This window comes from Pseudoalteromonas sp. MB41 (assembly GCF_020966275.1).
Taxonomy (GTDB): Bacteria; Pseudomonadota; Gammaproteobacteria; order Enterobacterales; family Alteromonadaceae; genus Pseudoalteromonas; species Pseudoalteromonas lipolytica.
In genome coordinates, this window is record NZ_JAJJZF010000011.1 from 49,296 (window position 1) to 74,428 (window position 25,133).

Here is a 25,133-nt window from a genome sequence, read left to right on the forward strand (position 1 = left end):
ACAAAAACACTCCTTTTGGACTAGTTTTAGGTTCAAAAAAGCCCCATGGCCGAAAGGCGATGGGGCTAATTACGACCAATAAACGCTATTTTTTTAAGCTAAGTTTATTGCCTTTAAGTGATTTTCTCACTTTAGCAATACGCGAGCGGTTCTTGGCTCTGGCTTCGCCGGTTGCCTGCCCTGATGGCTTATTGCTTCGGCTACGACGTAAATGAGATGGCTTTTTACCAATTTTGTCGATCAGGACTTCACGATTACTTACTTCATAACCCGGCAGCACTATACGGTTAATACGTTGACCAATTAACTTTTCAATATCGAATAACGTATTCTCTTCTTCGCGACTTACAAATGAGATTGCCTGTCCCGGTTTACCAGCACGACCTGTACGACCAATACGGTGTACATAGTCTTCAGCAAGCCAAGGTAAATCAATATTGATCACTCGTGGAAGGCCTTCAATATCAATACCACGAGCTGCGACTTCAGTTGCAACAAGCACACGTACTTTACCTTCTTTAAATTCACGTAGTGCACGACGTCGATTACCTTGGGTTTTATCACCATGGCACACAGCCGCAGGAATACCATCAAGGTTCAATTCTTTAACGAGCTCATCGGCTGTTTCTTTCATGTTGACGAACACTAACACTTGCTGCCAATTTTTCTTACCGATCAGTTCTGAAAGAAGCTCTTGTTTACGGCGCTCTTCAACAGGATAAACAACGTGCTGTACGGTTTCTGCGGTACTGTTTGTTTGATCGACACGAATAATTTCAGGTTGTTTAAGAACTTTGCTTGCAAACTGTTTTATCGCCGCGGGGTACGTTGCTGAAAAGAGTAAAATTTGACGTGTTTCATCACAGCCGTTTATAACCGTTTGCATATCAGTTATAAAACCCATATCGAGCATACGGTCTGCTTCATCAAGAACCAAGTGCTTTACATTTGCTAAGCTAATATTACCCAAACGAAGATGATCTAATAAACGACCAGGTGTCGCCACAACGATATCAACACCCGCTTTAAGATCGTTTGCTTGTCCGGCTAAATTAACACCGCCAAATAAACACACTGTTTTTAGCGCCGTGTATTTAGCAAACGCTTTAACGTTATTGGCGATTTGCTCAGCAAGTTCACGCGTCGGAGCAAGCACAAGTGCGCTCGGCGCATTGTTATCGCTTAAGGTTGATTCAGATAATTTTTGAATAAGTGGCAGCGCAAACGCAGCGGTTTTGCCGGTGCCTGTTTGTGCGCTAGCAAGTACATCTTTCCCTTTTCGTACCGCAGGAATTGCACTGCGTTGAACGGGAGTAAGCGTATGGAAATTAAGTTCTTCTAATGCCTGTAAGAGCTCAGAAGAAAAACTAAACGATTTAAAGTTCATGCTGTATAACCTGCGGCCATCATATCAAGGGTCGCAAATTATACAGAAAAAAAATGACTTTAGTTAGTTATTACTTCACTAAAGTGCCTTTTAATAAAACAAGTGAGGGGAATCGTCGTTTAATATGTGCCACACTCATTAAAAATGCTTACGGTAGAATTTCCACGCAACACCAAAGCCAATAGACACATTATAGTCTTGCTTAACGAGCGGGCTTGCATGTTGCTGACTATTAGCAAGATGATGATATTTAACAAAGCCACCTAGCCAGTAGTTAGGTGTATCGAAATGGAGCCCAATTGACACATCAGCGCCTGAAAAACCTGAACGGCTTGCGTATATTTGCCGTGTTGCATTACTTTCTATTTCGTTAACCGCGTAGTAATAGTTCAAATAACGCTCTGTCGCAAAATTTACATTACCACGAAATGCGACTGAAAACTGTGAGTGTGCTTGCTCTAAAAGCGGTATGGTGTAATAAATACTGGGACCATAACGCCAACCTATATCATCTACATCACCAAAATCAGTCGCAATGGCTTTACGTACAAAGAGACTAAAATACATGTGCTCTTTGCTATTTGGTTCACCGATAACGTAATAATTTAAGGATGGTCCTAATTCAAACACCCAATCAAGGTCGTCCATGCCCTCGCGTGCTTTGTTATCTTTACTATCAACGGCTAAACCAACACCCGCCGATAAATCTAAATGCAGGTTTTCATGTTGCCACAGGTAACCGGTGAAGTTATTACGGTCAATGGCCATTTTCTCACTTTGATAGCGGAAATAAGGCACTGGAAGTAAATATTTTTCGCTCTCATCTGACCCTAAATAATGGGGAATATCAGCATAAAATACCCCAGCCCCCAACTCCATTTTTGCTGCGCTGTACGCCTTAACGCTAACCAGAACTAAAATAACAACAACGCAGCGCCAGATCATGCTTGCCACTTCTTAAAAATTAACGATGTATTAATACCACCAAATGCAAAATTGTTAGACATAATATAGTCCGTACGCATTTCGCGGCCTTGTCCAGTTATGTAATCAAGGTCAGCACATTCAGCATCAACGTGGGTCAAATTAATAGTCGGTGCAAACCAGCTATCATTCATCATATTAATACTTGCCCATGCTTCAATTGCACCACAGGCACCGAGTGTATGTCCTAAGTAACTTTTTAATGAACTAATTGGCTTTTTACCTAAGGCATTAAAGGTCGCATGAGATTCAGCAATGTCACCTCTATCAGTCGAGGTGCCATGAGCGTTAACATAGCCAATATCATCGGCACTTAACTGGGCATCTGCCAGTGCCAATTCAATAGCAACTTGCATGGTTTCAGCTGTAGGTTGGGTCACATGTTGACCATCTGAATTACAGCCAAAACCTACCAGCTCTGCAAAAATTGTCGCTCCACGAGCGACGGCATGTTCATACTCTTCTAAAATTAACGTACCAGCCCCTTCACCAATAACAAGACCATCTCGATGTTGATCAAACGGACGTGGCGTCTGTTTTGCTGCATCATTTTTTGTGCTGGTTGCATATAACGTATCGAAAACCGCCGCTTCGGTAATACATAACTCTTCGGCACCACCCGCAACCATCACTTTTTGACGCCCAAACTTAATGGCCTCATACGCGTAACCGATTCCCTGTGAGCCTGAGGTACATGCGGAGCTTGTCGTGATTACTCTGCCCTTTATTTTGAAAAACACGCCCACATTGACGGGGGCCGTATGTGCCATCATTTGAATATAGCTGGTTGCTGTCACCCCTGTCATTTCGCCCGTTTCCATCATTTTGGCAAAGGCAAGCAACGGCGGCGTTGAGCCTGTTGATGAGCCAAACGCAATCCCTGTAGAGCCATCGGTTAAACTTGGGTGCTCTAACAGTCCCGCATCTTGTAAAGCATGCTCGGTCGCACAGGTCGACATTAAGGCAACTCGCCCCATTGAACGCACTTGTTTACGCTTGTAATGGCTGGGTTTTGTAAAATGAGTAACCGGCGCAGCTAAGCGAGTGTTAAGCTCTGGTGCGCTATCCCAGTCGGTCATGTACTGAACGGCGTTTTCACCTTTTTGCAAAGCGGCTTTAAATTCCCCCCAAGTATCGCCCAGCGCAGTAATAGCCGACATACCTGTAACAACAACACGTTTCATTACAGCATTCCGCCATTGACCGAGATAACCTGACGCGTAATGTAAGCCGCATCTTCAGAGCATAGGAATGAAACGGTTCCTGCAACTTCGTTTACTGAGCCCATACGTTTTAATGGGATCATTTTTAGCATGTCATCGACGGGTAAATCATCGGTCATTGCTGTTTCAATAAGTCCAGGGGCAACACAGTTCACCGTAATTTTGCGTTTTGCAAGTTCTAGCGACAATGCTTTGGTTGCACCAATGATCCCCGCTTTTGCGGCACTGTAGTTTACTTGACCACGGTTACCCGCAATACCAGACACTGATGCCATAGTAACAATGCGGCCCCCTTTACGGGTTTGAACCATTGGCATTACCGTGGGATGAACCACATTGTAGAATCCATCAAGACCAGTGCGAATAACTTTATCCCAATCATCACCTTGCATCGCAGGAAAGGCCATATCGTTAGTAATACCCGCATTACAGATCACGCCGTAATATGCCCCATGTGCTGCAATATCTGCTTCAATTTGTTGTTTTGCCAACGCCCGATCACACACATCAAACTGTAACAAGCTTGCATGACAACCACGCTCCCTGATTTCTTTACAAGTTTGCTCAGCCTCAGTCACACCACTTCGACAATGAACCGCAATATCAAAGCCATCTTTTGCTAATCGTAATGCGATTGCTTTACCTATTCCACGGCTCGAACCTGTGACTAAAATTCGTTTTGTCATTGATTTTCTCTTATAAACTGCATGGGGTCCTGAGGCTGAAACACATTTATTTTTGCTTCTGCTAATAATGTTTCAGCATCATGAATTTGACACTCAAACACACTCAACCCGGATTCTTCTTGATATAACCTTGCAACGGATACTTTTAACGTACTGCCGTTATTAAATACAGGCGCATACGTTTTATACTTACGCGTCCCGATTAAAAAGCCAATTTGGACAGCATCGCCTCTGTCTTTTGCCAACGCCCCCGCATACGCAGCAATGGCTTGTGCCATATATTCACAGCCAATATAGCTGGCAACGCCGCGCAAACTCTCATCGTAAAAAGGGCTGTCAGGGCTGATATCTACTTCACAGCAGCCAGATTCATCGGTGTAACCGTTAAGGCGATTGAGCAAAATCATTGGGTCACTATGAGGGACGACGTGCTCAATTTTATAGTTATTCATGCAGATGTCCTAATATTACACTGACATTATTGCCCCCGAAGGCAAAAGAATTCGATAAACAATAGCTAACAGATGCGTCTCTGGGCTGAGTTATTAGGTTAATGTCACTCAGGGATTCATCTACTTCTGCGTTATTAAACACCAAGCGCGTAAACTCAGGGTAAGCTAAATATAACCAACATAGGCCTGCTTCTAGTGCACCTGCAGCACCTAAAGTGTGACCCGTTAAATGTTTTGATGAGCTAACGGGCGTATTGTTGCCAAACACCTTACTGATTGCAAGTGACTCCATGGCATCATTTTGCACTGTTGCAGTTCCATGAGCATTGATATAGTCAATATCTGTTGCGAGTAGATTGGCATCATTAAGTGCTTTTTGCATTGCACTTATTGCACCCGAACCATCACTAATTGGCGCTGAAATATGGTGAGCATCGGAGCTTTCCCCCCCTCCTAAAAATGCCACTGCGTGATCATTGAGTTGCTCTTTACTCATCACAAACACGGCTACTGCTTCACCAATATTAATGCCTTTTCTATCCTTACTAAATGGCTTACAAATTTCATCGCTAATTGAAGAGAGTGAATCAAAACCGTTCACTGTCAGCTGGCACAAGCTATCAACTCCACCACAAATAACCACATCAGCTAAGTCTGCACTGAGCAAGGCACGTGCACTGATCATTGCCTTGGCACTTGAGCTGCATGCTGTCGAAATGCTGTAACAGGGACCCGTTGCATCAAGTGTCTTTGCAATGTAAGCCGCGGGTGCGATGAGAGCTTGGTCGTAATAATTAAACTGAGCCGGCCATTTTCCTTCTTTAGCGTGTACTTTACGTGCCCTCTCCCCCTCTTGAATAGCAGCCGTGCTAGTGCCCATAACCACTGCAATACGATCGCGTGAACATGTTACTTTTGCTAGCGTGTCGGTCAGTTCTGCCAAGGCTAAGTCAATAAGCTTATAGAATCGCATTGATTCTGTTAACGGTAACACATCCACTAACCCCACAAATGTTGGGCGCTGTTCAAAAACAAGTGAAGACACGTTTGTAAGTGTTTGAGTTGGCGCTTGACTGATGCGCGCCATGGTGTGCTTTTGCCCAACCCCTAATGCACTCACAATTCCTAAATCATTGAGCCAAAATGGCATAATCAATTAACCCTTTGAAATATTATTTTGTAGTTTCGCTGATAATTTACGAGCTCTGTTTTTTCTTCTAAAAAACGGATCTCACTAATCAACTCATCACCTTTATAAAGCAAACGCTTTGAGTCTTTTGCAACTATTTTTAAACCATAAAGCTGCGAACTGAGTACTTCCACTGGCCAATGCACAAGCATTATATCGGCCAAAATATAGCGCGGGTCAAGACGCTCAATTGGCAGCATTTTTTTACTTTTAACGGGTCCTGAAATCGCTTTTTCCAATTGAAAAACAGGCACTCCTTGTGCGGTCATTACCACGAGGTTAATTCCACTAAGACTGTTAATATCGAGCTGTGCTAGTAACGTGTGGCTTTCATCGTTGTGACTGACTTCTAACACCTGCTGCCAATTATCTGCAACAAATGAAGCAGGCGGATCCATTAAATAAATCCCCGCATTGGGAGCAAGATCCACCCCTGTTTTAACTGCAAACTCACTTGCACAGCTCGCTAATAACAGCACCATTGCTGCAATGACTAACGTTTTTAATCTCGACATAGCTCAACCAAGGTATTCAAGCGTCGCTCGCTTTGTTTTACAAATGGATTATCAAGGTCCCACGCGTACCCTGCCAAAATAGCACTGATCATTTCTCGTACTTGCTGGTTTTGTTCACTGTAAAAAATCACATCTTGAAACGAAGTATCATACCAAGCAGCCACATAAGTTCGAAAACAGTTTACACCCTGCTGCAATGGCTCACTGTACTGTGCTTGAAAATCAACCTGTTTGCCCTGTAAGTAGTCATCGACTAATGGCGCAACTAATGATGCCGATTTTAACGCAATTGTGACTCCCGATGAAAACACCGGATCTAAAAACTCACCCGCATTGCCCAGTAACGCAAAGTGTTCCCCATGAAGCGAGGCTACATTGGCTGAGTATCCTTTAATTGTTCGTGCTTCGCCAATTGCAACTCTACGTGCAAGTAATTCACTTAAATACGTATCTTGCTCAATAAACTCATTTAAACAAGCTAAAGGCGCTGTGTCTTCAAATTGGCTAGGTTTTCCAACCACACCGATACTGGCAGTCCCATCACTGAATGGAATAAGCCAATACCAAATATCGTTATGTTTTGGATGCACATTGATCAGGATTTTTTCGCGATCAAATTTATCATCAGTAATATTGTCTTCAAAATGACTGAAATACGCCCAGCGTACAGGAAAATTTGATGGCGTTTCTAAATCAAGTAAACGTGGTAATACGCGGCCAAAACCACTGGCGTCTAATACAAACCGCCCTTTTATTTGGTAGCGTTGATTTTTTTCATCATCAACGGTGAGTAAAGCACCATCGCCATGGTCTGTGTACTCTATGACGCTGTGCTGATAACGAATTTCAGCCCCTTGTTCCATTGCGCCATCTGCTAAACACTTATCAAAATCAGCCCGTTTTACTTGAAATGTCGTACCAGGGCCTTGAGTAAATTTTTCGGTAAAGTCGATCGCCGTATGCTCGCCTCGACGTTGAAATGCAGCACCATTTTTAAATTGGAAGCCCAACGTGTCAGCTTGCTCTTTGACACTCTCAGCTAAGTTTGCTTCTGCAAGAAAGTGCATACACTGTGGCAGTAAACTTTCACCAATTGAAAATCGAGGGAATACTTGTTGTTCTAGCACCACGACACGCCAGCCTTTATTCACCAGTAAACTGGCTGCAACGGCACCCGAAGGCCCTGCGCCAATAATGACGACATCTGCCTGTTGAATCTGATTATTCACCTATTATTTTTCCTTATTATTAGGTAATGCGACACAGAGCGGCGCTAACAAATAAATGCAAATCAGCCCCACTAACACGGTTAAACCAAAACTAAAAATAGCGGGCGTTTCTGATACCGCTAGCATACCAAATACCCACATAGAAGAGGCGGCAGATAAGCTAATCGCTAATACATTGCTCGGGGTTAACTTATTGATTTGATAAAACACTAAATAGTCGATTGCGAGCGCTAAAATAAGCAAGCATCCCAATAAGTTAAATATTGATAATTGTGTTTGAATTGCACTACAAAGCAGTAAAACGGCTGCTAATGTTAACCCCAATATTAACCCTTGCTGGTAAGCGACTTTAAAACCAAACTTTAAGGCAAACAATAACATGGCAAACGTGATAGCGATTGCAATGGTTACCAATAACGAGTGTGAGTAATCCTCTAGCCCCGCAGTTATCATGGCCACTTTATCGTACATTAGCAGCTCGCTTTCAGCGCGAGCCCACTCAGCTAATTGCGTTTTATCGATACCCGTAACCATAAACCAGCTTGCAGCAAATTCGTTGTTTAAGATCACTTGATTAGCAATAAGAGGACCTAACGGTGAGTTTAGTGCAGCGTCCAGAGTAAGGATTGAATCTGACAACACTAAAGGACTGCCTGTCAATTGTGTGACAACATCGAGTGATGCGTGATGCACACGCATCTCATTGTTATTTTTTTGTTGTGTACTTGCACTCGGCACAAGGTCACTGAGCATCAATGCCTGACCACCTTGCTGCTTAATTTTAACTTTTAGTGCTTCTTGTTTAAGTAAAAGCTGCTCAGCATTTTCGGCAAACATGATCATTATTTGCCCATTATCTTTACCTAATAAAGACATGTGCAAGGCTTCGTTGTTCATAAGCACTTGAGGACTTGCATTGAGCAGCTTCACATCATCATTTAATACGGGAGGTTTTAACAGCGAAAACACACTGAGGCTAACGAGCAGTAGCAAGATGATCGCGACTTTTTGCCGATGAATAGACTTAAGCAGGCCACTTAATTTTTCCGCAAATTTTCCTGCCTCAACACTGATTGTGAGTCTTGCTTGCCAACTAGGGAGTAAAAGCCGTGTAGTGAGCCACGCGGTTATCAGTCCTGCTACAACAAAAACCCCAACCTGAGTTAATAACTGCACAGGCGAGAAAAATAAACTCGCATAGCCTAATGTTGTCGTCACTAAAGACAACAAAAGAGCAAGTTTAAGGCCCCGACTAAAGCCATTTTTATGCGTTGTTAAGTCCAGCATGCTATGAAATGCGTAATCAATTGCAATACCAATTAAGGTCACCGCAAAAACAAGCGTTAACACATGAATCTCAGTAAAAAAGATAGCCAAGGCTATGCTGCCACCAAGCGCTGCGCTGATAACCGTCACAGAAGCAAGCCATAATGCGTTAAACGACCTGAAAACCCAAACCACCATAATAATCAGCGCGATTAAGCTCAAAGTCCCGAACAAGGTCATTTCAAATTTTGCTTGTTGTGCATTTTCTGCGGTATGAAATAAAGCACCTGAATAATGTATACTGGTGTGTGGGTAATTCGTATGTAGTTGGGCAAGTTGAGCGAGCACATCATCATTTAATGCCACTGCTTGGTCTATCGAAAATGCATTATCGGCTGCGTGTACAAACAACATCAAATAGTCATTATCTAAATGGCGAATACTAATGCGGCCATCTGACATTTCAAATTGCTGTAATTGTGTGATTACCGAGGTTAAAAATTCTGCGGTACTTAAACTCGGATCCAGATTAATCGTACTCGATACAAAAGGATCGGCCACTTTACTCAATTGACTAAAATAGTAGTGCTGAAAACGACTCGCATCAGTTAATGCATGCTGATAGCTTGGAGTCAGCAAGTTGCCCGCATATTGACTATAGAACGTGGCAAGCTGTTCGACCTTGGGGACGCTAAAGCGCGGTGTGATATTTTTTTTAGCTAACCATGCAACCATTTCATCGTAAGCTTGCTCTTTATTTTCTCCCGAAAATGAAAAGCTTAATTGCTGTTTGTTACTAGCAAAAAAGTGCGTTTCGAGCTGTTGGAGTCTAGGTTCTGACTGGGGAAGTAATGCCAAAATATCATTATTTAAGGCGGGCTGTTTTATGACAAAAACAGCAACCAATAAGCTCGCCATTACTGTTAACCAACCCAGTGTTACCCCCCAAACTTTCACTGTGGGCTTCCATCTTGTGGGTATGAAAAGCGCAGTAACGTAACATTGCCATTTATCTCTTGTAAACGCACGCTGTTAACGTTTTTTTCATCAGCGCACACTGTAAACTGGCTAAAAATCTGCTGGAGCGTTTCATCGTTAGGAAGTAATAATTGGCAATCATTGTCAGCGTGTTCACGGGTATCAAACTGTAAAGCCAGCGCCGCTTTATCGTGCTTTATAATCGCTTGTAAAAGGGCTACATATGGCTCGGCACCTTTTTGTAATTGCGCTTCCCCACGCTCATTATAGGTATAAACTTGGCCTTGTTTTATGACTAGTTTACTTTTTATGGGTGACTCTACTTGCCAAATAAGTCCTTGCTCAGTAAGTTTGAATAGCCCTTCAGATATAAACGGCTTAGTGAAACCTTTGAAATGTTTTTCTTGGCTAAAGGTGCCTTGCTTCAGACCAACTTGGTTTGCCATAAGTGGCCAAGCCATCATAAAACACAGTAACATTAAGAGGCTATTTCGCATTACATCACCTTTTGCAGCTTGTCATGCAACACGGGGGGAGACACAAATTGCATGTCTTTAGACTCAATATCAACCGCCACCTGAATCGTCGTTGCTTTGGTGAGCTTTTTCCCTGTTTCGACATCGCTAATAACATAATCAATACGTAAGCGAGTTTCGTACTCTTTTAAATACGCATCAACCCTAATTTTTTGAGTAAACAATGCTGAGCCCACATACTTAATGTGCATATCAATGATCGGCCATGCATAACCCGACGCCTGCATTTGCAAATAGTCATAATCAAATAAACGCAGTAATTCACACCGCGCTACTTCCAAGTAACGCGGGTAATTACCATGCCATACCACATTCATTGGATCGCAATCATGAAAAGGAATTTCAATCTCTACATGGGTGCTTAATAATGCGCCACGACTATGCATATAAACTCCATCGTTTGGTTTGAATCGCATCAACAGTAAAACGTAATACGGCTTCTAAAGGACGATCTTCATCAAGCAGTGGGAAAAACTCACTAATATCTTGATACATGGCCTGCACATCGGCCGTTAAACTAGTAAATTCAAGCTCGCCTTGTGCAATACGCAAACGTAAACCCTGAATACTTGCTAACAGCGTGCTTGCAATCACTTGTTCTGTAAGCTGTAAAATACGCAAACAATCGCGCGCTGCAATCGTACCCATACTCACTTTATCTTGGTTATGACACTCGGTTGAACGTGAAAACACACTCGCTGGCATAGTCAGCTTTAATGCTTCAGCCGTATAAGCACTGGCACCAATTTGCACAGCTTTAAAGCCGTGGTTAATATAACGACGTTCGTCGTTACTGCCCGATAAGTTCGATGGCAAACCGTTGTTGTAACGCGTATCAACTAACGACGCAATTTGACGATCGGCTAAATCAGCTAAATTTGCAACCGCCGTTTTCATTGTATCCATTACCATTGCTATATGGCCGCCGTAGAAATGACCGCCATGGAGCACATGCTCTCCCTCACCATCGATAATAGGATTATCATTTGCCGAATTAAGTTCATTTTCAATCATTTGCCTGAACCATGGCAGGCTATCTTGCAGTACACCAATCACATGAGGCGCACAGCGTATTGAATAACGGTCTTGTAAGCGATCAGCATTTCGAGGGTGTTCAACATGATTTAAATCCCCTCTGATCCACGCTGCAACCTGCTGTTGCCCGGGGTGAGGTTTTACAGAAAACAGTATGTCATCAAAGTGGTGGCTATTCCCTTTCAAAGCAAGGCTGGCAAGCGCCGTAATACGGCTAGTTAATTGCGCTAAATACGCCGCTCTGTCGAAGGCTAAACACGCCAGCGCAGTCATAACTGCAGTGCCATTCATCACTGCCAACCCTTCTTTAGGGCGCAGTTTCAATGGGGTTAAACCCAATGATTTCATCACTTCTAAGCTGTTTTTAATTTCGCCTTGATAGTATACGTCGCGCTCACCGACCATCGCACCAGCAACGTATGACAATGGCGTTAAATCGCCACTTGCTCCCACTGAGCCTTCTTGTGGAATAACCGGTACGATATTGTGATTTAAAAAGTCTTTTAGCAGGTTAAGCATGTCCCAGCTAACACCTGAATACCCTTGTGAAAGTGACGCTAATCGCGTGGCTAAAATGGCACGTCCTTGCTCAGGGGTAAACATACTTCCCATACCGCAACCATGAAAACGAGTAAGATGAAGAGGTAATTCATTCACCAAATCAAGCGGCACTTTAACGGTCACAGAATCGCCGTAGCCCGTAGTTACGCCATATATAACGCCATCATCTTCCAAAAGCTTGTCTAAAAATGCTACAGCACTGTCGATTTTCTTGGCAAATTGATTGTCTGACGTTAACGCGACAGCTCCTTGCTCTAACGCAATATGAACAATATCTTCGATAGATAAACGTTGCTTGCCAAATGTTGTAGTAGAGTGCTCTGGCACCTTAGTTCTCCTTGTTTTGGTCGCGAGACACGTGCTCGTCATTTTGCCAAAAGTCATAAAAATTAAACCATTGATATGGGTATGCGGCAGCGTAATAGCTTAGCCTTTGAGCATAATCGCTGACAATCTTGTGTAATGTCTGTTGCCTTGTTTTACGCGGTAGAACAAGTTTATCAGCGTATTTTTCAAAAATAACACGATAAAATACTTTGCCATCGGCCGTCTTATCTTTTAAACAAAACAAATGAAAAACAGGGCAATCTAATAACGCAGCTAGAATAAATGGACCTTGAGAAAAAGGAGCTGGTTTTTCTAAAAAATCGGCCTCGATGACACGCCCCGCTGTTGTCGTACTGGTTCTATCGCCCACAATAACAACTATTTCGCCTTGCTCAACTTTATCTTTAAGCATTATTGCCATATCAGGGCCTAAGTCTGTCACTTGAATTAGGTTAATTGCGACATCTGGATTGATACTTTTTAAAAGTTTATTAAATTCCACGGCATGATGCGTAAATACCAATACATTAATCACTTTACTTGAGCGGTGCTGACTTAAAGCGCGGCACACCTCTAAATTACCCAAGTGTGAACCAATAAAAATGGCACCTTGCGCGTGTTCATCAAGCTCTATGAACAAAGCCTCATTGGTGTAAGAAATGTTACTTTGGGGTATACGCGCAAGCCACGCATCGATTTTGTCAAAGGCGCTGTCCGCAAAACAACGAAAGTGTCGAAAGCTGTCTCGCCACGTAACTACTTTGTCATTACCATTAACTTTGCGTACTTGCGTTAAAAAGGCATAGGATGCGCGGCGCGCGGTTTTACCTGTTAAAAATAAATAAAACACCACAGGAAAAAGGATAATCCAGAGCCCTTTTCGACCCAATATACGGTAGCTAAATAACAATATTTGCATACCCAGTCGATTGCCACGCTCTTGCATTTTTGACCAGTGCTTTGCAGCCATTAACCCACCACCTTTCGCCAAATAAGTAGGGGCGAACGTAACAGCATGCCAAAGAACAAACGCGTGTGAAGCCATGAAATCCCCAAATTATCATGTAAAGCGCGAAAGTGAGAAACGCCGTTTTCGGGGTAAATAACCTGAGTGGGTAAGAAGGTAACCTTGACACCTTGCCAGTAAAGTCTGACCAATATTTCAATATCAAAGTCCATGCGTTTGCCAAGCGCTTGCTTTGCCATTAATTGCTTTACTGCGGTGAGTGGGTACACCCTAAAACCACACATTGAATCGACAATATCAAAGCTCAATGTTTCAACCCACACCCAAAAGTGAGTGATGTATCGACTCAAGTAACGATGTTTTGGTACTGAGCTGTCATATATTGGACAACCACTGATTACATTGTTTGGCTCGTTATTACTTAACTCAATGAGTTTAGCAATATCGTCTAGTGAATGCTGACCATCAGCATCCACCTGAATTGCATGACTAAAGCCGTGTTCATGCGCATATAACAACCCAGTTTGTACAGCGCCGCCTTTGCCCTGATTTTCTGCGTGTGTAAGTACCGTTAAATCGTCATATTGTTGCTGTAAAGACGCAAACACTTGCTTTGCATCATCGCAACTCCCATCATCCACCATAATAATCGGTAGTTTTAATGCATTGAGTTCTAAAATCACGGTTGCGATAGCATGGGTGTGGTTATAATTAGGAATGACAATACAAAATTGATTCATTGTTTATTCGCAAAACACTATTCGACCAGACGCATGCTGGCCTTTATCTGATTGATAACTAAATACACATTTGCCTTTAGCGTTGCGCTCAAGGGTTAAATTTACGGTCATATTTGGCATGGTGACGACCTGAAACTTTAACACTTCTAAATCTTGCACCTGTGGACCAAACCCAAGGTACTGCTGCGCATATTTCACAGCCCAATCTAACTGCACAACCCCAGCTAAAATGGGAGCATCAGGGAAGTGCCCTCGAAAATAATCTAAATCAGCCGTAATCGTTAACGCTAGACTAACGCGGTGCTCTGTTTGCGATAAAACCGCCACCTGTGGGGTGACTTTATTCAGGCTTGGCAAAATACTGCTCCAGTGTTTTTAAACTCAACTTTGCTTGACTGTTAAAAGGTAATGCATCGATATAGCGCCACTTGCGAGGTAAACAAACACGCTCAAATCGGTTTGACAAATACGCTTGCAGGGTACGATTTATGACTAATTTACCATGTTCTTCAAGTTCATGACTGGCCTTATCCGTGAGCACAACGACAGCCCCAATTTGAACTCGTTTGCTTGGCAGAACCACCAGCTTAGCCTCTTTCACCCACTCGTGACTGAGTAAAAAGCATTCTAGCTCATCAAGGTTTAAGCGTTTTTCTTCTATTTTAATGGTTCTATCAATACGCCCAAGGAGCTTAAATTGCCCATTACTATGCACAATGGCTCTGTCATCTAATGGGTAATTCGCATGTTCTAATATAGATGAGTCAAGCATTAAGCGTCCTTCATGGTTAACTGACAAATGGTTACCATTAAAAGGCTGCCAAGGTACATCGACAGCGGCTTGAGTGACTTGCCGATAAGCAATTCCCCCCGTTTCAGTGCTGCCAAACACTTGAGTTACCGGTCGTGCAAGTTGCTCACACAACATTTCGGCTTGTTCGTTATTTAAAGGACCACCCGATGAAAATAACCATGTCAACCTTGCGCGCTCTGGTATCAGTACATTATCTATGCACAATCTGCCTAACTGCGCGGGGCTTGATACAAGCACAGCATGCTGAATATGCTGCAACTTTTGCGCTATGTGTTCTGGATATTGAATTTGTTCACTGTCAATAACCTGCCCTTTTACAAGTGGCCAGAGTAAACGAAATAACAGACCATAAATATGCTGATGAGAAACTGTCGCCAAAAATGTAAACTGGCTTGGCAAATCAAACGCCATAGACAGAACAGATAACTCACGGTTGAGTACCCGCCATGGCTTCACTACCGGCTTAGATTGCCCTGAAGAGCCCGAAGTATAAAAAATAACGGCGGTTTTCGTTGGCCACTGTAAGCGTGGCAAACGGCTGTGAGTATGCTGTTGGCTTAGCTCAAGATTATTAAACACAATGCGAGTGTCTAATTCACGTGCATCACCCGCAAAAATAGGCGACTGCGCTAACAGGAGGCGCAACGTTTCCGGCTGACCATTTGGCGGCAAAATAACATTGTGCCCGCTGCAGGCGAGAGCAAATAGACGCACAGCAAATTGATACGTATCTGGGTGAAACAACACCACATGGCTGGTAGGTTTTAATCCCGCTAATTTATGTTGAAACGCACTGATATCAGCAAAAAACTGCTCACGGGTTATGTGTTTTTCTGCAACAACAAACGCTGAATTTGGGTGAAACTGTAGGTTACTCGCCACCATTATTTTTTACCTTTTGTCTAACTAGCCATTCCACTAGCATCAAAATAGCTATCAAGAGATAGGCAACCAAGCCATTGTAAAGTGTCCACATTGATAACGACGCAAATAGACTGGTGTAGAGCGCAACCGTGCCGTTTAAAATAAAGAAAACGCTCCAAATTTTGGTCACTTGGCGCGTGTACCTTACTCCCTTACTATCTAGATCAGGCTCTTTTAATCGGGCGAAACTTTCAATCACTGTTGGCCCCTGTCGCAATGAGTAGATAAATGTAATCGCCATCACGGTGTTAATGATCACAGGGTATAATCTTAAGCCTAATTCGCTATTAAAAAACGGCGTAGTCGCAAGCGCCACAATTGCCAAAAATGACGCAGGTTTGAGCCAAGGCATTGTGCTTGTCAATTTTTGGCTCAACATTAACCTTATCGCAAGTAATGCGATTAAAATTAAGCTTACCTGCTTGATCGAAACATGCTGTAATCCAAAATACACAATAAATGGGTATAACGATAAGCACACTAAGACCAATGTTGTGGCGATTGCTTTAAGCATAAGCTGTACTTAATAGCTTAAGAAACGAGCTTTTCTACTTCATTTACAACATCTTGAACTGTACGCACTTGCTTAAACGCATCAGGTTCAATTTTCTTGCCCGTGATTTCACGCAATTTCACTACTAAATCAACGGCATCAATACTATCAAGATCTAAATCTTGATAAAGGTGTGCATCTAAACTGATGTCATCAGCGTCAATTTCAAATTCATCAACTAAAATGCCCTGTAAAACGTTGTAAATATCAGCAGCGGTTTTCATGCTTTTTCCTACTTCTAAGTCTGTATTATGATGTGTGTTGGTTTATAAAATTAGCGAGTGCATCAACAGATGCAAAATGTGCTTTTGTTTGTTCTGAGTTGGCATCAATTTTTACGTTGAACTCTTTCTTAATTGCAAGACCAAGTTCAAGAGCATCAATGCTGTCTAAGCCTAAACCATCAACAAAAAGAGGTTGATCATTTTCAATATCATCCACGGTAATATCTTCAAGATCTAAGCTGCTAATGATTAGTTGTTTTATTTGGTTCTTTAGTTCAGTCATAGGTGCCTGAGTTCCTCTGAAAAGTAATGCTGTAAATCACGGGTTAGTTGGCGTGCTTGCATTGCAGGTTGTTCGTTATTATAAAATTTATCGCCTGTAAAGGCGTGCTTTGCAAAGCGCATAGTAAAATGAGCTTTTGTAGGAGCAACACGATACCAAGGTGTGTCTTTCGTTAACGTACTTGGTTTCATATTGATCATGACAGATGTAATCGGTGCTTTGCAGCGCGCAGCTATATTTGCCGCTCCTCGTTTAAACTTGAGGGGATCACCTGGCGTTGTTCGCGTGCCTTCTGGAAATATTATCAGGTTATTGCCCGCAGCCAATGATGCTTCGCACTCATTTAATAACTCCTGAGGATCTTCGTTGCTAATGTACCCAGTCCCTTTTATAACACCGCGCATAAATGGGTTTTTAAATAAATGCGCCTTCACCACACAATCGGCATGTTTAATCACCGAAATAAGCACAACAACATCAATTAAAGAGGGGTGATTTGCCAATACTAGCTGGCCTTTTAACTGACTAAAGCGCTGTTTATCTTCAACAGAAAAATGGATAACGCCCATGTAGTGCATCAGAGCAACAAAAAATTTAAAACTATAATGTACGGTGATACGCGCTTTTTGTTTTTGCTTGTGCTTACACGGTTCAAGCACTCGCTGAAGTGGCAACACCAACAACGTTAAAACGACACCACCGACACCAAACACAGCAAAACAAAACCCTGTTGCGATAATGCGCCAAATTTGATTGAGTCGCTGAAAAAGTTTAGCCACCATAATGTTGAAGCATCCAAGCTGATTGTTGATGTGAAAGTAGTGCACTGGATTCCTTGCTTGATAAAGCCTGTGCTAATTGGATGCTCAAAGGTAAAACTGAGTCCGTATTACCGGCATCAGTGCTGCCCGATAATTTAGTTAACTCAAAATAAGATTCGCCTTCAACGTAAGGAGATAATACAAAAGCCACACTGTGATCGATTTGCTTCTCATCTGCAAAAGGTAAATACTCTTCAGGCAGCACACTTTCAGTGTGCGCTACTAAAATACAATTTTCGATACCAGATTGAATACGGGCGTACCCATCGATCAGATTGCTTATTACACTGTCTTGACCACCGGCAATCGCATTCATAGGCGCGGTGTTATTTTTAATAATTGAAAAAATACCGGTCGCAGCATTATGCACACTGAGCCCAAACGCTGTAGGTGACAGCGGCTCTTCTTCAACAAGCGCATGTAACAAATGGGCCGTCTTTGGCAGATCACCATGACGAGAAGAAAAATTGATAGCAATGTGTGAATGTTCAGCTTGTGCTTGTTGCAAAGTATGCAAGGCCATTTTCATAAAAGGGCTGAGTCTTCGCCGTTGCATAGGTGCAACCCAACTGAGGTCGAGGTCGCAGTATGTATGTTGGCCTAGTTCTGCTATTTGCTGCTCGGGTGCAACCCATAAACACAAATTATTAACAACAAATTTCACAACTTTTATTCTTATAACGCCAAACGATTGCTAATTTTACCCATTAGCAACAAAAAAGTAAAACGTTGGCGCTTAAATGTATCCAAAATTAAGCGCCAATTCATTTTTAGCGTAAAATAACATCCTTTTCGGCTAAAAGTTGAGCTTTATCTCCCACAATGTCAGCAACATTTAGTTCATTAATATAGCCTAAACCCACTTCTTGTTGTGCAGGTGCTAACGGTACGTAGGGTAAGCGGAATACCGGATTGACGGCTCCCGTCATCATTAATGCTGTGTTTATTGCGATTGGGTTTGGCTCACAAAACAACCAGTTCATTAATGGCTGTAGCTTGGTGTTTAATGCATCATTTTTTTCGTCCATTAATTGACGAAACAAACCTGGGATCAAGTTAGATGTCACTGAAATAACACCGTGTGCGTTATAAATATGACGCGCATCATGGCTTTCATCATCATTACCTGACCAACATGCAATACCTTGTTTTTCGTAATGTGCAATACGCTCATTGCCACCACACTCTTTAACACCAATAAAGTTTTCGTGCTGCGCTAACGGTTCAATAATATCAGGGGTTAAATCTTGCCCTGTGCGCCCTGCTACGTTATAAATAAATGCTGGGCCAATATCAAGTAAACGCTTAAAGTGCTCTTTTACTCCAGCCAATGAAGTACGTCCATAATACGGGTTAATTTGCAATGCTGCGTCCATTCCCGTTGCAAAACCATATTCTGTCGCTTTGATAGCTTCGCGCGTGTTATTGCTACCTGTGTTACCCACAATAAGTAAACGAGATGAGAATTTACTGACACTGTGTGCAATAAGCATCAAGTGCTCTTCCCAATTCATTAGTTGGCCTTCGCCGGTTGTACCACCTACGATAATACCGTCAACACCCGCTGCGATTTGTTGTTCAACAAGGTCATCATAGCAGGCAAGATCAATTTCACCGTTGCTTAGGTAAGGCGTTTTAATTGCAGTGATCAAGCTTGCTTGTTTAATTGTTTCTAGGCTACGCATAACTATTTTAATGTTTGGAAAATTTGCGCTAGTTGTATCATAAACACAGGCAATTTCCGAGTAATGTAACGTAATAAATAAAAAACTTGTGAAATGGACAAAGTTAAGACAAAATTAAATACTGTACAAATAAACAGTATTTATTGTGAGTGACTGATAATGCAACTTTCTAAATTCTTGGCAACCTACTTTTATACCACAGAAGAGCTGTGTCAAACCCTCTCGATTGATGAAGATACACTGGGAGCATGGCAGCAAAGTAGTCTATTTCCAAAGCCGAGTTATTGCTTGCAAAGCCAATTAGAGTGCAGCTCTTATTCTGGCATTTACCAATGCGAAGAATACCAAGACTACTACCCTCGCGGTGCCGCAAGTTGGGGTCAGCTAATCATCAAACATGATATTAACTCATCATGCCAAGCTTTTAATTATTTTGCCCAACATTATTCGGCACAATTAAGTAAGCTCACTGAGCAAGGCTTTGCAATAGATGAAGAATTATTTGGCGCTGAAATTGACGAGCATTTACAACAAGTGTGGCAACAATTCTTGTGCAGTAAATATGGTGTCTTGACCCAAAATGGCTTAGTAGAGGAAGCTGTTCAGCTTGATGTCGCCAAATTACTTATTGATGATATCACCGAACTACGCACTAAAACGGGCTTATCTGCTGATGAACGCCAAGCTCTTCATAAAGCATTAAAGCTAATGAACCGCGCATTGAGTCATGGTACAGGCAACGAAGGTAAAAATACGCTTCGCTATCGTTACATTGATAGCGTGGTTGCTAAATACGATTTATCGGTAAAATAGAGACAAACACTCCCTTTCCTCTTCTGAAAATGAAGGGTAACTGAACACCTGAACAAGGTTGCAACAATGTATACATTGTTACATTTTGGTTAATACACTTTGGTACATTTGTTTTGTAGGTTTTCATCTTTTTAGTCGTTAGATTGATGTAGTTGAGTTATTTCTTTTGTCATTTTTGCAGTTTTGACACCCTTGTAATAACTCCTCTATTCAAACTAATTACATCATAATAAAGGATAAATAGATGAAACCTTTTCCAAGGCTGGGTCGATTAAAAGCGACCTACTTGGCTATGCTCGGTTTGAGCTTAGCGCAACCAGTAGCGGCACAAAACACTGCTTTTACAAATAAAACATCCGCTGATGCCCTAACATTTACGTTAATAACAGGCGATAAAGTGTCTGCCATTGTTAATAAAGATGGCCAATTAGGCGGTATTCGTCTGCTAAATGCTGATGGCTCTGATGCCTTCACCAGTATTTTTAAACGGGGAAATAATACGTATGTAGTCCCTGCTCATGCGCAAGCATTTGTTGATTCACAGGCAATTGATTTAGAACTTTTCAACATCAACAAATTGTATGAATCGGGTTACGACGATGCGTCTACTAATGCTTTACCCGTTATTGTTGAATACCGAGACGGGACGTTAGCCGGCAGCGCCGTGCCTAAAGCATTGTCTGGCATGTCATTAACAGGTGAAATTGAACTAATCGACAGTGCTGCCTTTGCCATCACAAAAGAAAACGCCGCTAAAACATGGCAGTCTCTTATTGCTGAAGCAAATGTTGAAGGTATTTGGCTAGATGCCGTTGTCCATGCTCACAAAGTAAGCAGCGCCAATACGCTGAGCCCAACGGTGCCATTAACGGGCGCTTATGGTCAATCAGCTATTAATTATAATGGTGCAGGCATTAAAGTCGCAGTGCTTGATACGGGTTACGACATTGAACACCCAGACCTACAGGGTCGCGTAATTGCATCTCGCGATTTTACTTATTCAAGCAATGGCGTTGATGATATTAATGGTCACGGAACTCACACTGCTTCAACGGTTGCGGGGAATGGTCATGAATCAGATGGTAAATGGGTGGGTGTTGCACCCGCTTCGGATCTCATCATAGGCAAAGTACTTAGTAATGTGGGTTCTGGTTCAACATACGGTATATTAAGTGGTATGCAGTGGGCTGTGCTTTCTGAAAATGCCGACATCGTTAATATGTCTTTAGGTGGTACAGCTACAACGTGTAGTGGCCCACTTGTAGACATGGTTGAGGCACTTAGCGACAAAGCATTATTTGTTATTTCTGCTGGTAACAGCTTTACGCGCGAAACGATCGGTTCACCCGGTTGTGCCCCAAGCGCACTGACTGTTGGTGCAATAGACCGTGAAGGCAATACAGCGTCGTTTTCATCACGCGGCCCGTCACCTGATGGTCATTCAGCAAAGCCTGATATCGCTTCGCAAGGCGTATCTGTTGTTGCTGCAGCATCAGGTGGATTAGGCGAAACAGCCTATCGTGTTTATTCGGGTACCTCTATGGCTGCACCACATGTTGCTGGCGGTGCAGCTCTGGTTATGCAGGCGCGCGGTGACTTAACACCAAAAGAGTTAAAAGACGTGCTTACATCATCCGTATTTAGCGGTGATTCACACGTGCTTGAGCAAGGTGCCGGCGCAATGAACGTTGACCGCGCAATTTCACAAGCTATTGTAGCACCCGCAAATAGAGAGCTTGGCTTTTTCCAAAACGCTATCAATGATGAGCTTACGCATACACACGTAACCTTAACAAACACGTCTGATACCGACATTACGCTGAAACTAAAATTAGACCTACTTGGCGAAGACGGTAAAACGCAACTTCCAGCAACACTTGCTGGCTTAGATGCAAAATCAGTGACTGTTCCAGCGAATGGCGAAGCACAAGTACCTATGTGGATTGACCCAAGTGTTGCACTTAATAACGGTGCTTACGGTGCCATTACAGGCCGTATCACTGGTACAACGGTCAGTAATTTAGACCAACAAGTTACTGTGCCTGTATCATTCTGGATTGACCAGCCTCAGGTTAATTTAACCGTTAACCTAACAGACCGCTGGGGGCACAATGCAACGTCACCATCAAAACTTTATTTAATTAATGAAGAAGATGATTGGGGCAGTATCGTTAGATTAAATAACGGTAAAGCCGATATCAATGTACCTGCGGGTTATTATACTTTAATCGCAAATATCATGACGTTTGATAACCCTGACTCTAACTCGGGACTTGTTGAGTCAGCGGCACAAATGGCAGTGCTTAACAAAAAAGTAGATGGCGCGACTGAAATTAACTTTGATGCGCGTAATGCACAACAAGTGACCTTTAAAGCAGAACAACCCCTTGATCCACAAGGTTACTCATTCGGTTTTACATACGCACTTGATGATGAAAAATCAGCCAAGTTAGCAGCTATCGAGATGGCGCCTGACTATGTAAATGATATGTATGCTTGGTCACAAGGTCATGACAGTCGTTTTCGCTCATTTATTACAACCCGTGCAGTTGCACCAGAAACCACTGTAAAAATGCAAAATGGTGTCGAGTTTGATTACATCAAACAAGGCCTTGCATTATCGTTCCATGGTGAAGGTTCAGCAGAAGTATTACCTGTTGGTGATGCCGGTTATAGTACCGACTGGAGCCAATTTGATCTTGATGGCAAAATTGCTTTAATCGCAAACCCTAACTACCTAACCAATTACATGGTCGGGAATGCAATGAAGCATGGCGCTACGGGTGTTATTTTTTATCGTCCGGGGCGTGAAGGCCGATACAAAGGCACCGTGACTGGCACACCAAAAGTGCCTGTTATTGGTATTAGCTCTGAAGAAGGCGAAGCGCTAATGGCCGAGATTGAAGCGGGTAATAATATTATTACTTGGTCAGGTGTTGCTGCTGAGCGTTCACCTTATGCTTATTCAATCAACCACATTACTGATGGCCATATTCAGTCTGGTCAAATTAATATTGCCGAACACAAAATGCATAAGATTACGGCGACGTATCACTCACAAAATGATGAGCGTCCTGCATGGACCGATGTCATGGCAATGACCAACAGTACGGGAGAGTTTTACTCAACGGGCAGCACACAATTGATCATGCTTCCACAAGTACGTGACGAGTATTACACCGCGACAGCCAAAAATGGCTGGACAAATATTGTCATGCCTAACCATAAAATTGAAAGCAATGGGGCTTATTTTGATGGGCCAAGAGCAATGACTGAAGGTGCACAAGAGACGACCTCATGGTTCAAAGGTCCACGTGGCGGTGCTTTAGGTAGCAGTGGCGCGCCTATTATCACGCGTGATACCAACGTGCTTCATTTTAACCTTGCCTCGTTTGGCGATGCAGCTAATCACGATGGTATTTTTGGTTATATTGGCAGCTCAGCGTTTGGCTTAACTTTAAATGGTGAGCCTGCATCTCCTACAGAAGGGGCATTAACACTTGAGCCGGGCGATCATCAAATTACTCTAGGGATGCGTTCATATGCACGTGGTGTTGGCGAGCGTTCACCTGTAAATGATAGCCTTGGTTCACTGTACCTAGGTTATTACACCTTTACTGCTAACGAGTACCAACAAGGTGTGCAACCCGTACTTGTACCTATGATTGATTTACCTGTTGACATCAACAACACAATGTCAGTAGGTGAAGAAGCAAAAGTGAAGCTCACAGGGCTACTTGATGGCGTCGGCGACGTTGCATTAGCGAATGTGCAATTCCAATATGCATACGGTAAAGAATGTACCATTGAATCGGTGCCTGCTTACATCTACTGCCCTGTGTCAGAAAAATTCTCAACAGAGAACTGGCAAGATGCGAAAGTAGAACAAGTGGATGGTGAATGGACAGCCACAATTCCAAATACAGGGAATACAGGTGAGTTTGTTCACATTCGAACAGTGATCTCAGACTATGGTTCAAGCTCAGCAGAGCAAATTACCATGCGTGCCTACATGTTGAAATAGTAAACGCTAGAAGAGTAAAGCCGCCATTAAGGCGGCTTTTTTACTTTAATAATCCCAATCAGGTGCAAAATCAGGATTGGCTAGGCGCTTATGTTTGTCAAGCGCATCAATTCTGTCTAAATCCTCGTGATCAAGTTTTACGGAATCATCAAAATTGTCCGCTAAATTTTCTCGCTTCGTTGATGATGGAATCGTCGTCATCTTATGTGCATTTATCCACGCAAGGACAACTTGAGCAGGGCTCGCATCATGCTTTTTAGCTATATCAACAATCACGTCGTCTTTTAGCACTTCACCCACGGCAAATGGCATATAAGCCGTAACATGAATACCCTGTTGCTGACAAAAAGCGCGTAACTTAGTGTTCGTCAGATAAGGGTGTACTTCAATTTGATTAGTAAATATTTCCCTCGCGTCAAGGGTTTGCATGGCCTCTTTTAGATTAGCAATTGTGAAGTTTGAAACACCAATGTGTTTTGCTAAACCCAGCTCTTTTACTTTTTTGAGCTCAGTTAAGTATTCACTCATTTTTTCTCCGTTAGACGCAGAAGGCCAGTGAATAAGTAATAAATCAACATAATCGAGTTGAAGCTTTTCTAAACTCTGCTTTACGCTCTCAATAAACTGAGCGCTGTTAAGTTTGTCATTCCAAACCTTGGTTGTAATAAAAATCTCACTACGAGGCACAGAGCTGTCTTTTATCGCTTTACCGACGTGCTCCTCATTACCATAAATTTGCGCCGTGTCGATGTGTCTAAAACCGATATCGAGTGCCATTTTCACTGAATTGTAAGCTGTTTTTCCTTCTAGGCGAAACGTACCGATACCTAAATCAGGCATTTCAATAACATGGTGTGACATAACCTCTCCTTTTGAAGTATTGGTTATACCAATTTGCTTAATTAAGAGCGCTATTT

The 25,133-nt window shown here is 42.6% G+C and carries 25 protein-coding genes; 2 read left to right on the forward strand and 23 right to left on the reverse strand.

The features are described 5' to 3' along the window. Positions 1–85: 85 nt before the first annotated feature. The 22 genes from LPA49_RS12160 to dapA all read right to left on the reverse strand — a co-directional run bounded on the left by LPA49_RS12160 (position 86) and on the right by dapA (position 19,379). The gene (locus tag LPA49_RS12160) at positions 86–1,387 is read right to left on the reverse strand and encodes a DEAD/DEAH box helicase (RefSeq protein ID WP_036972099.1); all 1,302 of its coding nucleotides are present in this window, start codon (positions 1,385–1,387) and stop codon (positions 86–88) included. A gap of 138 nt (positions 1,388–1,525) precedes the next feature. Further along, on the reverse strand, positions 1,526–2,332 hold the full coding sequence (locus tag LPA49_RS12165; RefSeq protein WP_227006860.1) for a MipA/OmpV family protein: 807 nt from the start codon (positions 2,330–2,332) through the stop codon (positions 1,526–1,528). Next, complete coding sequence (locus LPA49_RS12170; RefSeq protein WP_118844844.1) at positions 2,329–3,555, reverse strand: beta-ketoacyl-ACP synthase; 1,227 nt, start codon at positions 3,553–3,555, stop codon at positions 2,329–2,331. Before LPA49_RS12170 ends, LPA49_RS12165 begins: the two co-directional genes overlap by 4 nt. Then, positions 3,555–4,280, reverse strand: coding sequence for a 3-oxoacyl-ACP reductase FabG (gene fabG, locus LPA49_RS12175; RefSeq protein WP_230236594.1), 726 nt, complete (start codon positions 4,278–4,280; stop codon positions 3,555–3,557). Before fabG ends, LPA49_RS12170 begins: the two co-directional genes overlap by 1 nt. Further along, the gene (locus tag LPA49_RS12180) at positions 4,277–4,732 is read right to left on the reverse strand and encodes a 3-hydroxylacyl-ACP dehydratase (RefSeq protein WP_230236596.1); all 456 of its coding nucleotides are present in this window, start codon (positions 4,730–4,732) and stop codon (positions 4,277–4,279) included. The genes fabG and LPA49_RS12180 overlap by 4 nt, the downstream gene beginning before the upstream one ends. Further along, on the reverse strand, positions 4,725–5,882 hold the full coding sequence (locus LPA49_RS12185) for a beta-ketoacyl-ACP synthase (RefSeq protein ID WP_230236598.1): 1,158 nt from the start codon (positions 5,880–5,882) through the stop codon (positions 4,725–4,727). The genes LPA49_RS12180 and LPA49_RS12185 overlap by 8 nt, the downstream gene beginning before the upstream one ends. 2 nt (positions 5,883–5,884) lie before the next feature. Then, a complete protein-coding gene (locus LPA49_RS12190) occupies positions 5,885–6,436 on the reverse strand; it encodes a DUF3261 domain-containing protein (RefSeq protein WP_230236600.1) in 552 nt (183 codons plus the stop codon). After that, complete coding sequence (locus LPA49_RS12195) at positions 6,424–7,665, reverse strand: NAD(P)/FAD-dependent oxidoreductase (RefSeq protein WP_065979015.1); 1,242 nt, start codon at positions 7,663–7,665, stop codon at positions 6,424–6,426. Before LPA49_RS12195 ends, LPA49_RS12190 begins: the two co-directional genes overlap by 13 nt. A gap of 3 nt (positions 7,666–7,668) precedes the next feature. Further along, the gene (locus tag LPA49_RS12200) at positions 7,669–9,888 is read right to left on the reverse strand and encodes a transporter (protein WP_230236602.1); all 2,220 of its coding nucleotides are present in this window, start codon (positions 9,886–9,888) and stop codon (positions 7,669–7,671) included. After that, on the reverse strand, positions 9,885–10,406 hold the full coding sequence (locus LPA49_RS12205) for an outer membrane lipoprotein carrier protein LolA (protein ID WP_074988763.1): 522 nt from the start codon (positions 10,404–10,406) through the stop codon (positions 9,885–9,887). The genes LPA49_RS12200 and LPA49_RS12205 overlap by 4 nt, the downstream gene beginning before the upstream one ends. Beyond that, positions 10,406–10,831, reverse strand: coding sequence for a thioesterase family protein (locus LPA49_RS12210; RefSeq protein ID WP_075593231.1), 426 nt, complete (start codon positions 10,829–10,831; stop codon positions 10,406–10,408). Before LPA49_RS12210 ends, LPA49_RS12205 begins: the two co-directional genes overlap by 1 nt. Beyond that, positions 10,824–12,368 carry a histidine ammonia-lyase gene (hutH, locus tag LPA49_RS12215; protein WP_036972108.1) on the reverse strand — a complete coding sequence of 515 codons (1,545 nt, stop codon included), beginning with the start codon at positions 12,366–12,368 and terminating at the stop codon, positions 10,824–10,826. The genes LPA49_RS12210 and hutH overlap by 8 nt, the downstream gene beginning before the upstream one ends. Position 12,369: 1 nt before the next feature. Further along, the gene (locus LPA49_RS12220; RefSeq protein ID WP_065979013.1) at positions 12,370–13,338 is read right to left on the reverse strand and encodes an acyltransferase; all 969 of its coding nucleotides are present in this window, start codon (positions 13,336–13,338) and stop codon (positions 12,370–12,372) included. Then, positions 13,338–14,075 carry a glycosyltransferase family 2 protein gene (locus LPA49_RS12225; protein ID WP_180311668.1) on the reverse strand — a complete coding sequence of 246 codons (738 nt, stop codon included), beginning with the start codon at positions 14,073–14,075 and terminating at the stop codon, positions 13,338–13,340. The genes LPA49_RS12220 and LPA49_RS12225 overlap by 1 nt, the downstream gene beginning before the upstream one ends. Before the next feature lie 3 nt (positions 14,076–14,078). After that, positions 14,079–14,432, reverse strand: coding sequence for a thioester dehydrase (locus LPA49_RS12230; protein ID WP_230236604.1), 354 nt, complete (start codon positions 14,430–14,432; stop codon positions 14,079–14,081). Then, a complete protein-coding gene (locus LPA49_RS12235; RefSeq protein WP_230236606.1) occupies positions 14,416–15,774 on the reverse strand; it encodes a class I adenylate-forming enzyme family protein in 1,359 nt (452 codons plus the stop codon). The genes LPA49_RS12230 and LPA49_RS12235 overlap by 17 nt, the downstream gene beginning before the upstream one ends. Further along, on the reverse strand, positions 15,761–16,327 hold the full coding sequence (locus LPA49_RS12240; RefSeq protein WP_118844839.1) for a hypothetical protein: 567 nt from the start codon (positions 16,325–16,327) through the stop codon (positions 15,761–15,763). The genes LPA49_RS12235 and LPA49_RS12240 overlap by 14 nt, the downstream gene beginning before the upstream one ends. 17 nt (positions 16,328–16,344) lie before the next feature. Continuing rightward, positions 16,345–16,590, reverse strand: a complete 246-nt coding sequence (locus LPA49_RS12245; protein WP_054554554.1) for an acyl carrier protein — start codon at positions 16,588–16,590, stop codon at positions 16,345–16,347. A gap of 25 nt (positions 16,591–16,615) precedes the next feature. After that, a complete protein-coding gene (locus LPA49_RS12250; RefSeq protein ID WP_036972123.1) occupies positions 16,616–16,873 on the reverse strand; it encodes a phosphopantetheine-binding protein in 258 nt (85 codons plus the stop codon). Further along, positions 16,870–17,655, reverse strand: coding sequence for a 1-acyl-sn-glycerol-3-phosphate acyltransferase (locus LPA49_RS12255; RefSeq protein WP_036972125.1), 786 nt, complete (start codon positions 17,653–17,655; stop codon positions 16,870–16,872). Before LPA49_RS12255 ends, LPA49_RS12250 begins: the two co-directional genes overlap by 4 nt. Next, positions 17,645–18,358, reverse strand: a complete 714-nt coding sequence (locus LPA49_RS12260) for a beta-ketoacyl synthase chain length factor (RefSeq protein ID WP_074988759.1) — start codon at positions 18,356–18,358, stop codon at positions 17,645–17,647. The genes LPA49_RS12255 and LPA49_RS12260 overlap by 11 nt, the downstream gene beginning before the upstream one ends. Positions 18,359–18,464: 106 nt before the next feature. Further along, positions 18,465–19,379, reverse strand: a complete 915-nt coding sequence (gene dapA, locus LPA49_RS12265; RefSeq protein WP_074988758.1) for a 4-hydroxy-tetrahydrodipicolinate synthase — start codon at positions 19,377–19,379, stop codon at positions 18,465–18,467. A gap of 159 nt (positions 19,380–19,538) precedes the next feature. Between dapA and LPA49_RS12270 the strand changes: the two genes are divergently transcribed. Together LPA49_RS12270 and LPA49_RS12275 are read left to right on the forward strand one after the other, a co-directional pair. Further along, the gene (locus tag LPA49_RS12270; protein WP_036972129.1) at positions 19,539–20,192 is read left to right on the forward strand and encodes a DUF6058 family natural product biosynthesis protein; all 654 of its coding nucleotides are present in this window, start codon (positions 19,539–19,541) and stop codon (positions 20,190–20,192) included. Positions 20,193–20,436: 244 nt separating this feature from the next. Next, positions 20,437–24,216 carry a S8 family serine peptidase gene (locus LPA49_RS12275; protein WP_230236608.1) on the forward strand — a complete coding sequence of 1,260 codons (3,780 nt, stop codon included), beginning with the start codon at positions 20,437–20,439 and terminating at the stop codon, positions 24,214–24,216. A gap of 45 nt (positions 24,217–24,261) precedes the next feature. On the opposite strand, the gene dkgB is transcribed toward LPA49_RS12275, so the two are convergent. Then, positions 24,262–25,077 carry a 2,5-didehydrogluconate reductase DkgB gene (gene dkgB, locus LPA49_RS12280; protein ID WP_036972132.1) on the reverse strand — a complete coding sequence of 272 codons (816 nt, stop codon included), beginning with the start codon at positions 25,075–25,077 and terminating at the stop codon, positions 24,262–24,264. Positions 25,078–25,133: the final 56 nt, after the last annotated feature.

Bases quoted from the DNA above. Each gene is read 5' to 3' on its own strand.
- LPA49_RS12160 (WP_036972099.1), bottom strand. From the start codon at position 1,387: ATGAACTTTAAATCGTTTAGTTTTTCTTCTGAGCTCTTACAGGCATTA.
- LPA49_RS12165 (WP_227006860.1), bottom strand. From the start codon at position 2,332: ATGATCTGGCGCTGCGTTGTTGTTATTTTAGTTCTGGTTAGCGTTAAG.
- LPA49_RS12170 (WP_118844844.1), bottom strand. From the start codon at position 3,555: ATGAAACGTGTTGTTGTTACAGGTATGTCGGCTATTACTGCGCTGGGC.
- fabG (WP_230236594.1), bottom strand. From the start codon at position 4,280: ATGACAAAACGAATTTTAGTCACAGGTTCGAGCCGTGGAATAGGTAAA.
- LPA49_RS12180 (WP_230236596.1), bottom strand. From the start codon at position 4,732: ATGAATAACTATAAAATTGAGCACGTCGTCCCTCATAGTGACCCAATG.
- LPA49_RS12185 (WP_230236598.1), bottom strand. From the start codon at position 5,882: ATGCCATTTTGGCTCAATGATTTAGGAATTGTGAGTGCATTAGGGGTT.
- LPA49_RS12190 (WP_230236600.1), bottom strand. From the start codon at position 6,436: ATGTCGAGATTAAAAACGTTAGTCATTGCAGCAATGGTGCTGTTATTA.
- LPA49_RS12205 (WP_074988763.1), bottom strand. From the start codon at position 10,406: ATGCGAAATAGCCTCTTAATGTTACTGTGTTTTATGATGGCTTGGCCA.
- LPA49_RS12210 (WP_075593231.1), bottom strand. From the start codon at position 10,831: ATGCATAGTCGTGGCGCATTATTAAGCACCCATGTAGAGATTGAAATT.
- LPA49_RS12220 (WP_065979013.1), bottom strand. From the start codon at position 13,338: ATGGCTGCAAAGCACTGGTCAAAAATGCAAGAGCGTGGCAATCGACTG.
- LPA49_RS12225 (WP_180311668.1), bottom strand. From the start codon at position 14,075: ATGAATCAATTTTGTATTGTCATTCCTAATTATAACCACACCCATGCT.
- LPA49_RS12235 (WP_230236606.1), bottom strand. From the start codon at position 15,774: ATGGTGGCGAGTAACCTACAGTTTCACCCAAATTCAGCGTTTGTTGTT.
- LPA49_RS12240 (WP_118844839.1), bottom strand. From the start codon at position 16,327: ATGCTTAAAGCAATCGCCACAACATTGGTCTTAGTGTGCTTATCGTTA.
- LPA49_RS12245 (WP_054554554.1), bottom strand. From the start codon at position 16,590: ATGAAAACCGCTGCTGATATTTACAACGTTTTACAGGGCATTTTAGTT.
- LPA49_RS12250 (WP_036972123.1), bottom strand. From the start codon at position 16,873: ATGACTGAACTAAAGAACCAAATAAAACAACTAATCATTAGCAGCTTA.
- LPA49_RS12255 (WP_036972125.1), bottom strand. From the start codon at position 17,655: ATGGTGGCTAAACTTTTTCAGCGACTCAATCAAATTTGGCGCATTATC.
- dapA (WP_074988758.1), bottom strand. From the start codon at position 19,379: ATGCGTAGCCTAGAAACAATTAAACAAGCAAGCTTGATCACTGCAATT.
- LPA49_RS12270 (WP_036972129.1), top strand. From the start codon at position 19,539: ATGCAACTTTCTAAATTCTTGGCAACCTACTTTTATACCACAGAAGAG.
- LPA49_RS12275 (WP_230236608.1), top strand. From the start codon at position 20,437: ATGAAACCTTTTCCAAGGCTGGGTCGATTAAAAGCGACCTACTTGGCT.
- dkgB (WP_036972132.1), bottom strand. From the start codon at position 25,077: ATGTCACACCATGTTATTGAAATGCCTGATTTAGGTATCGGTACGTTT.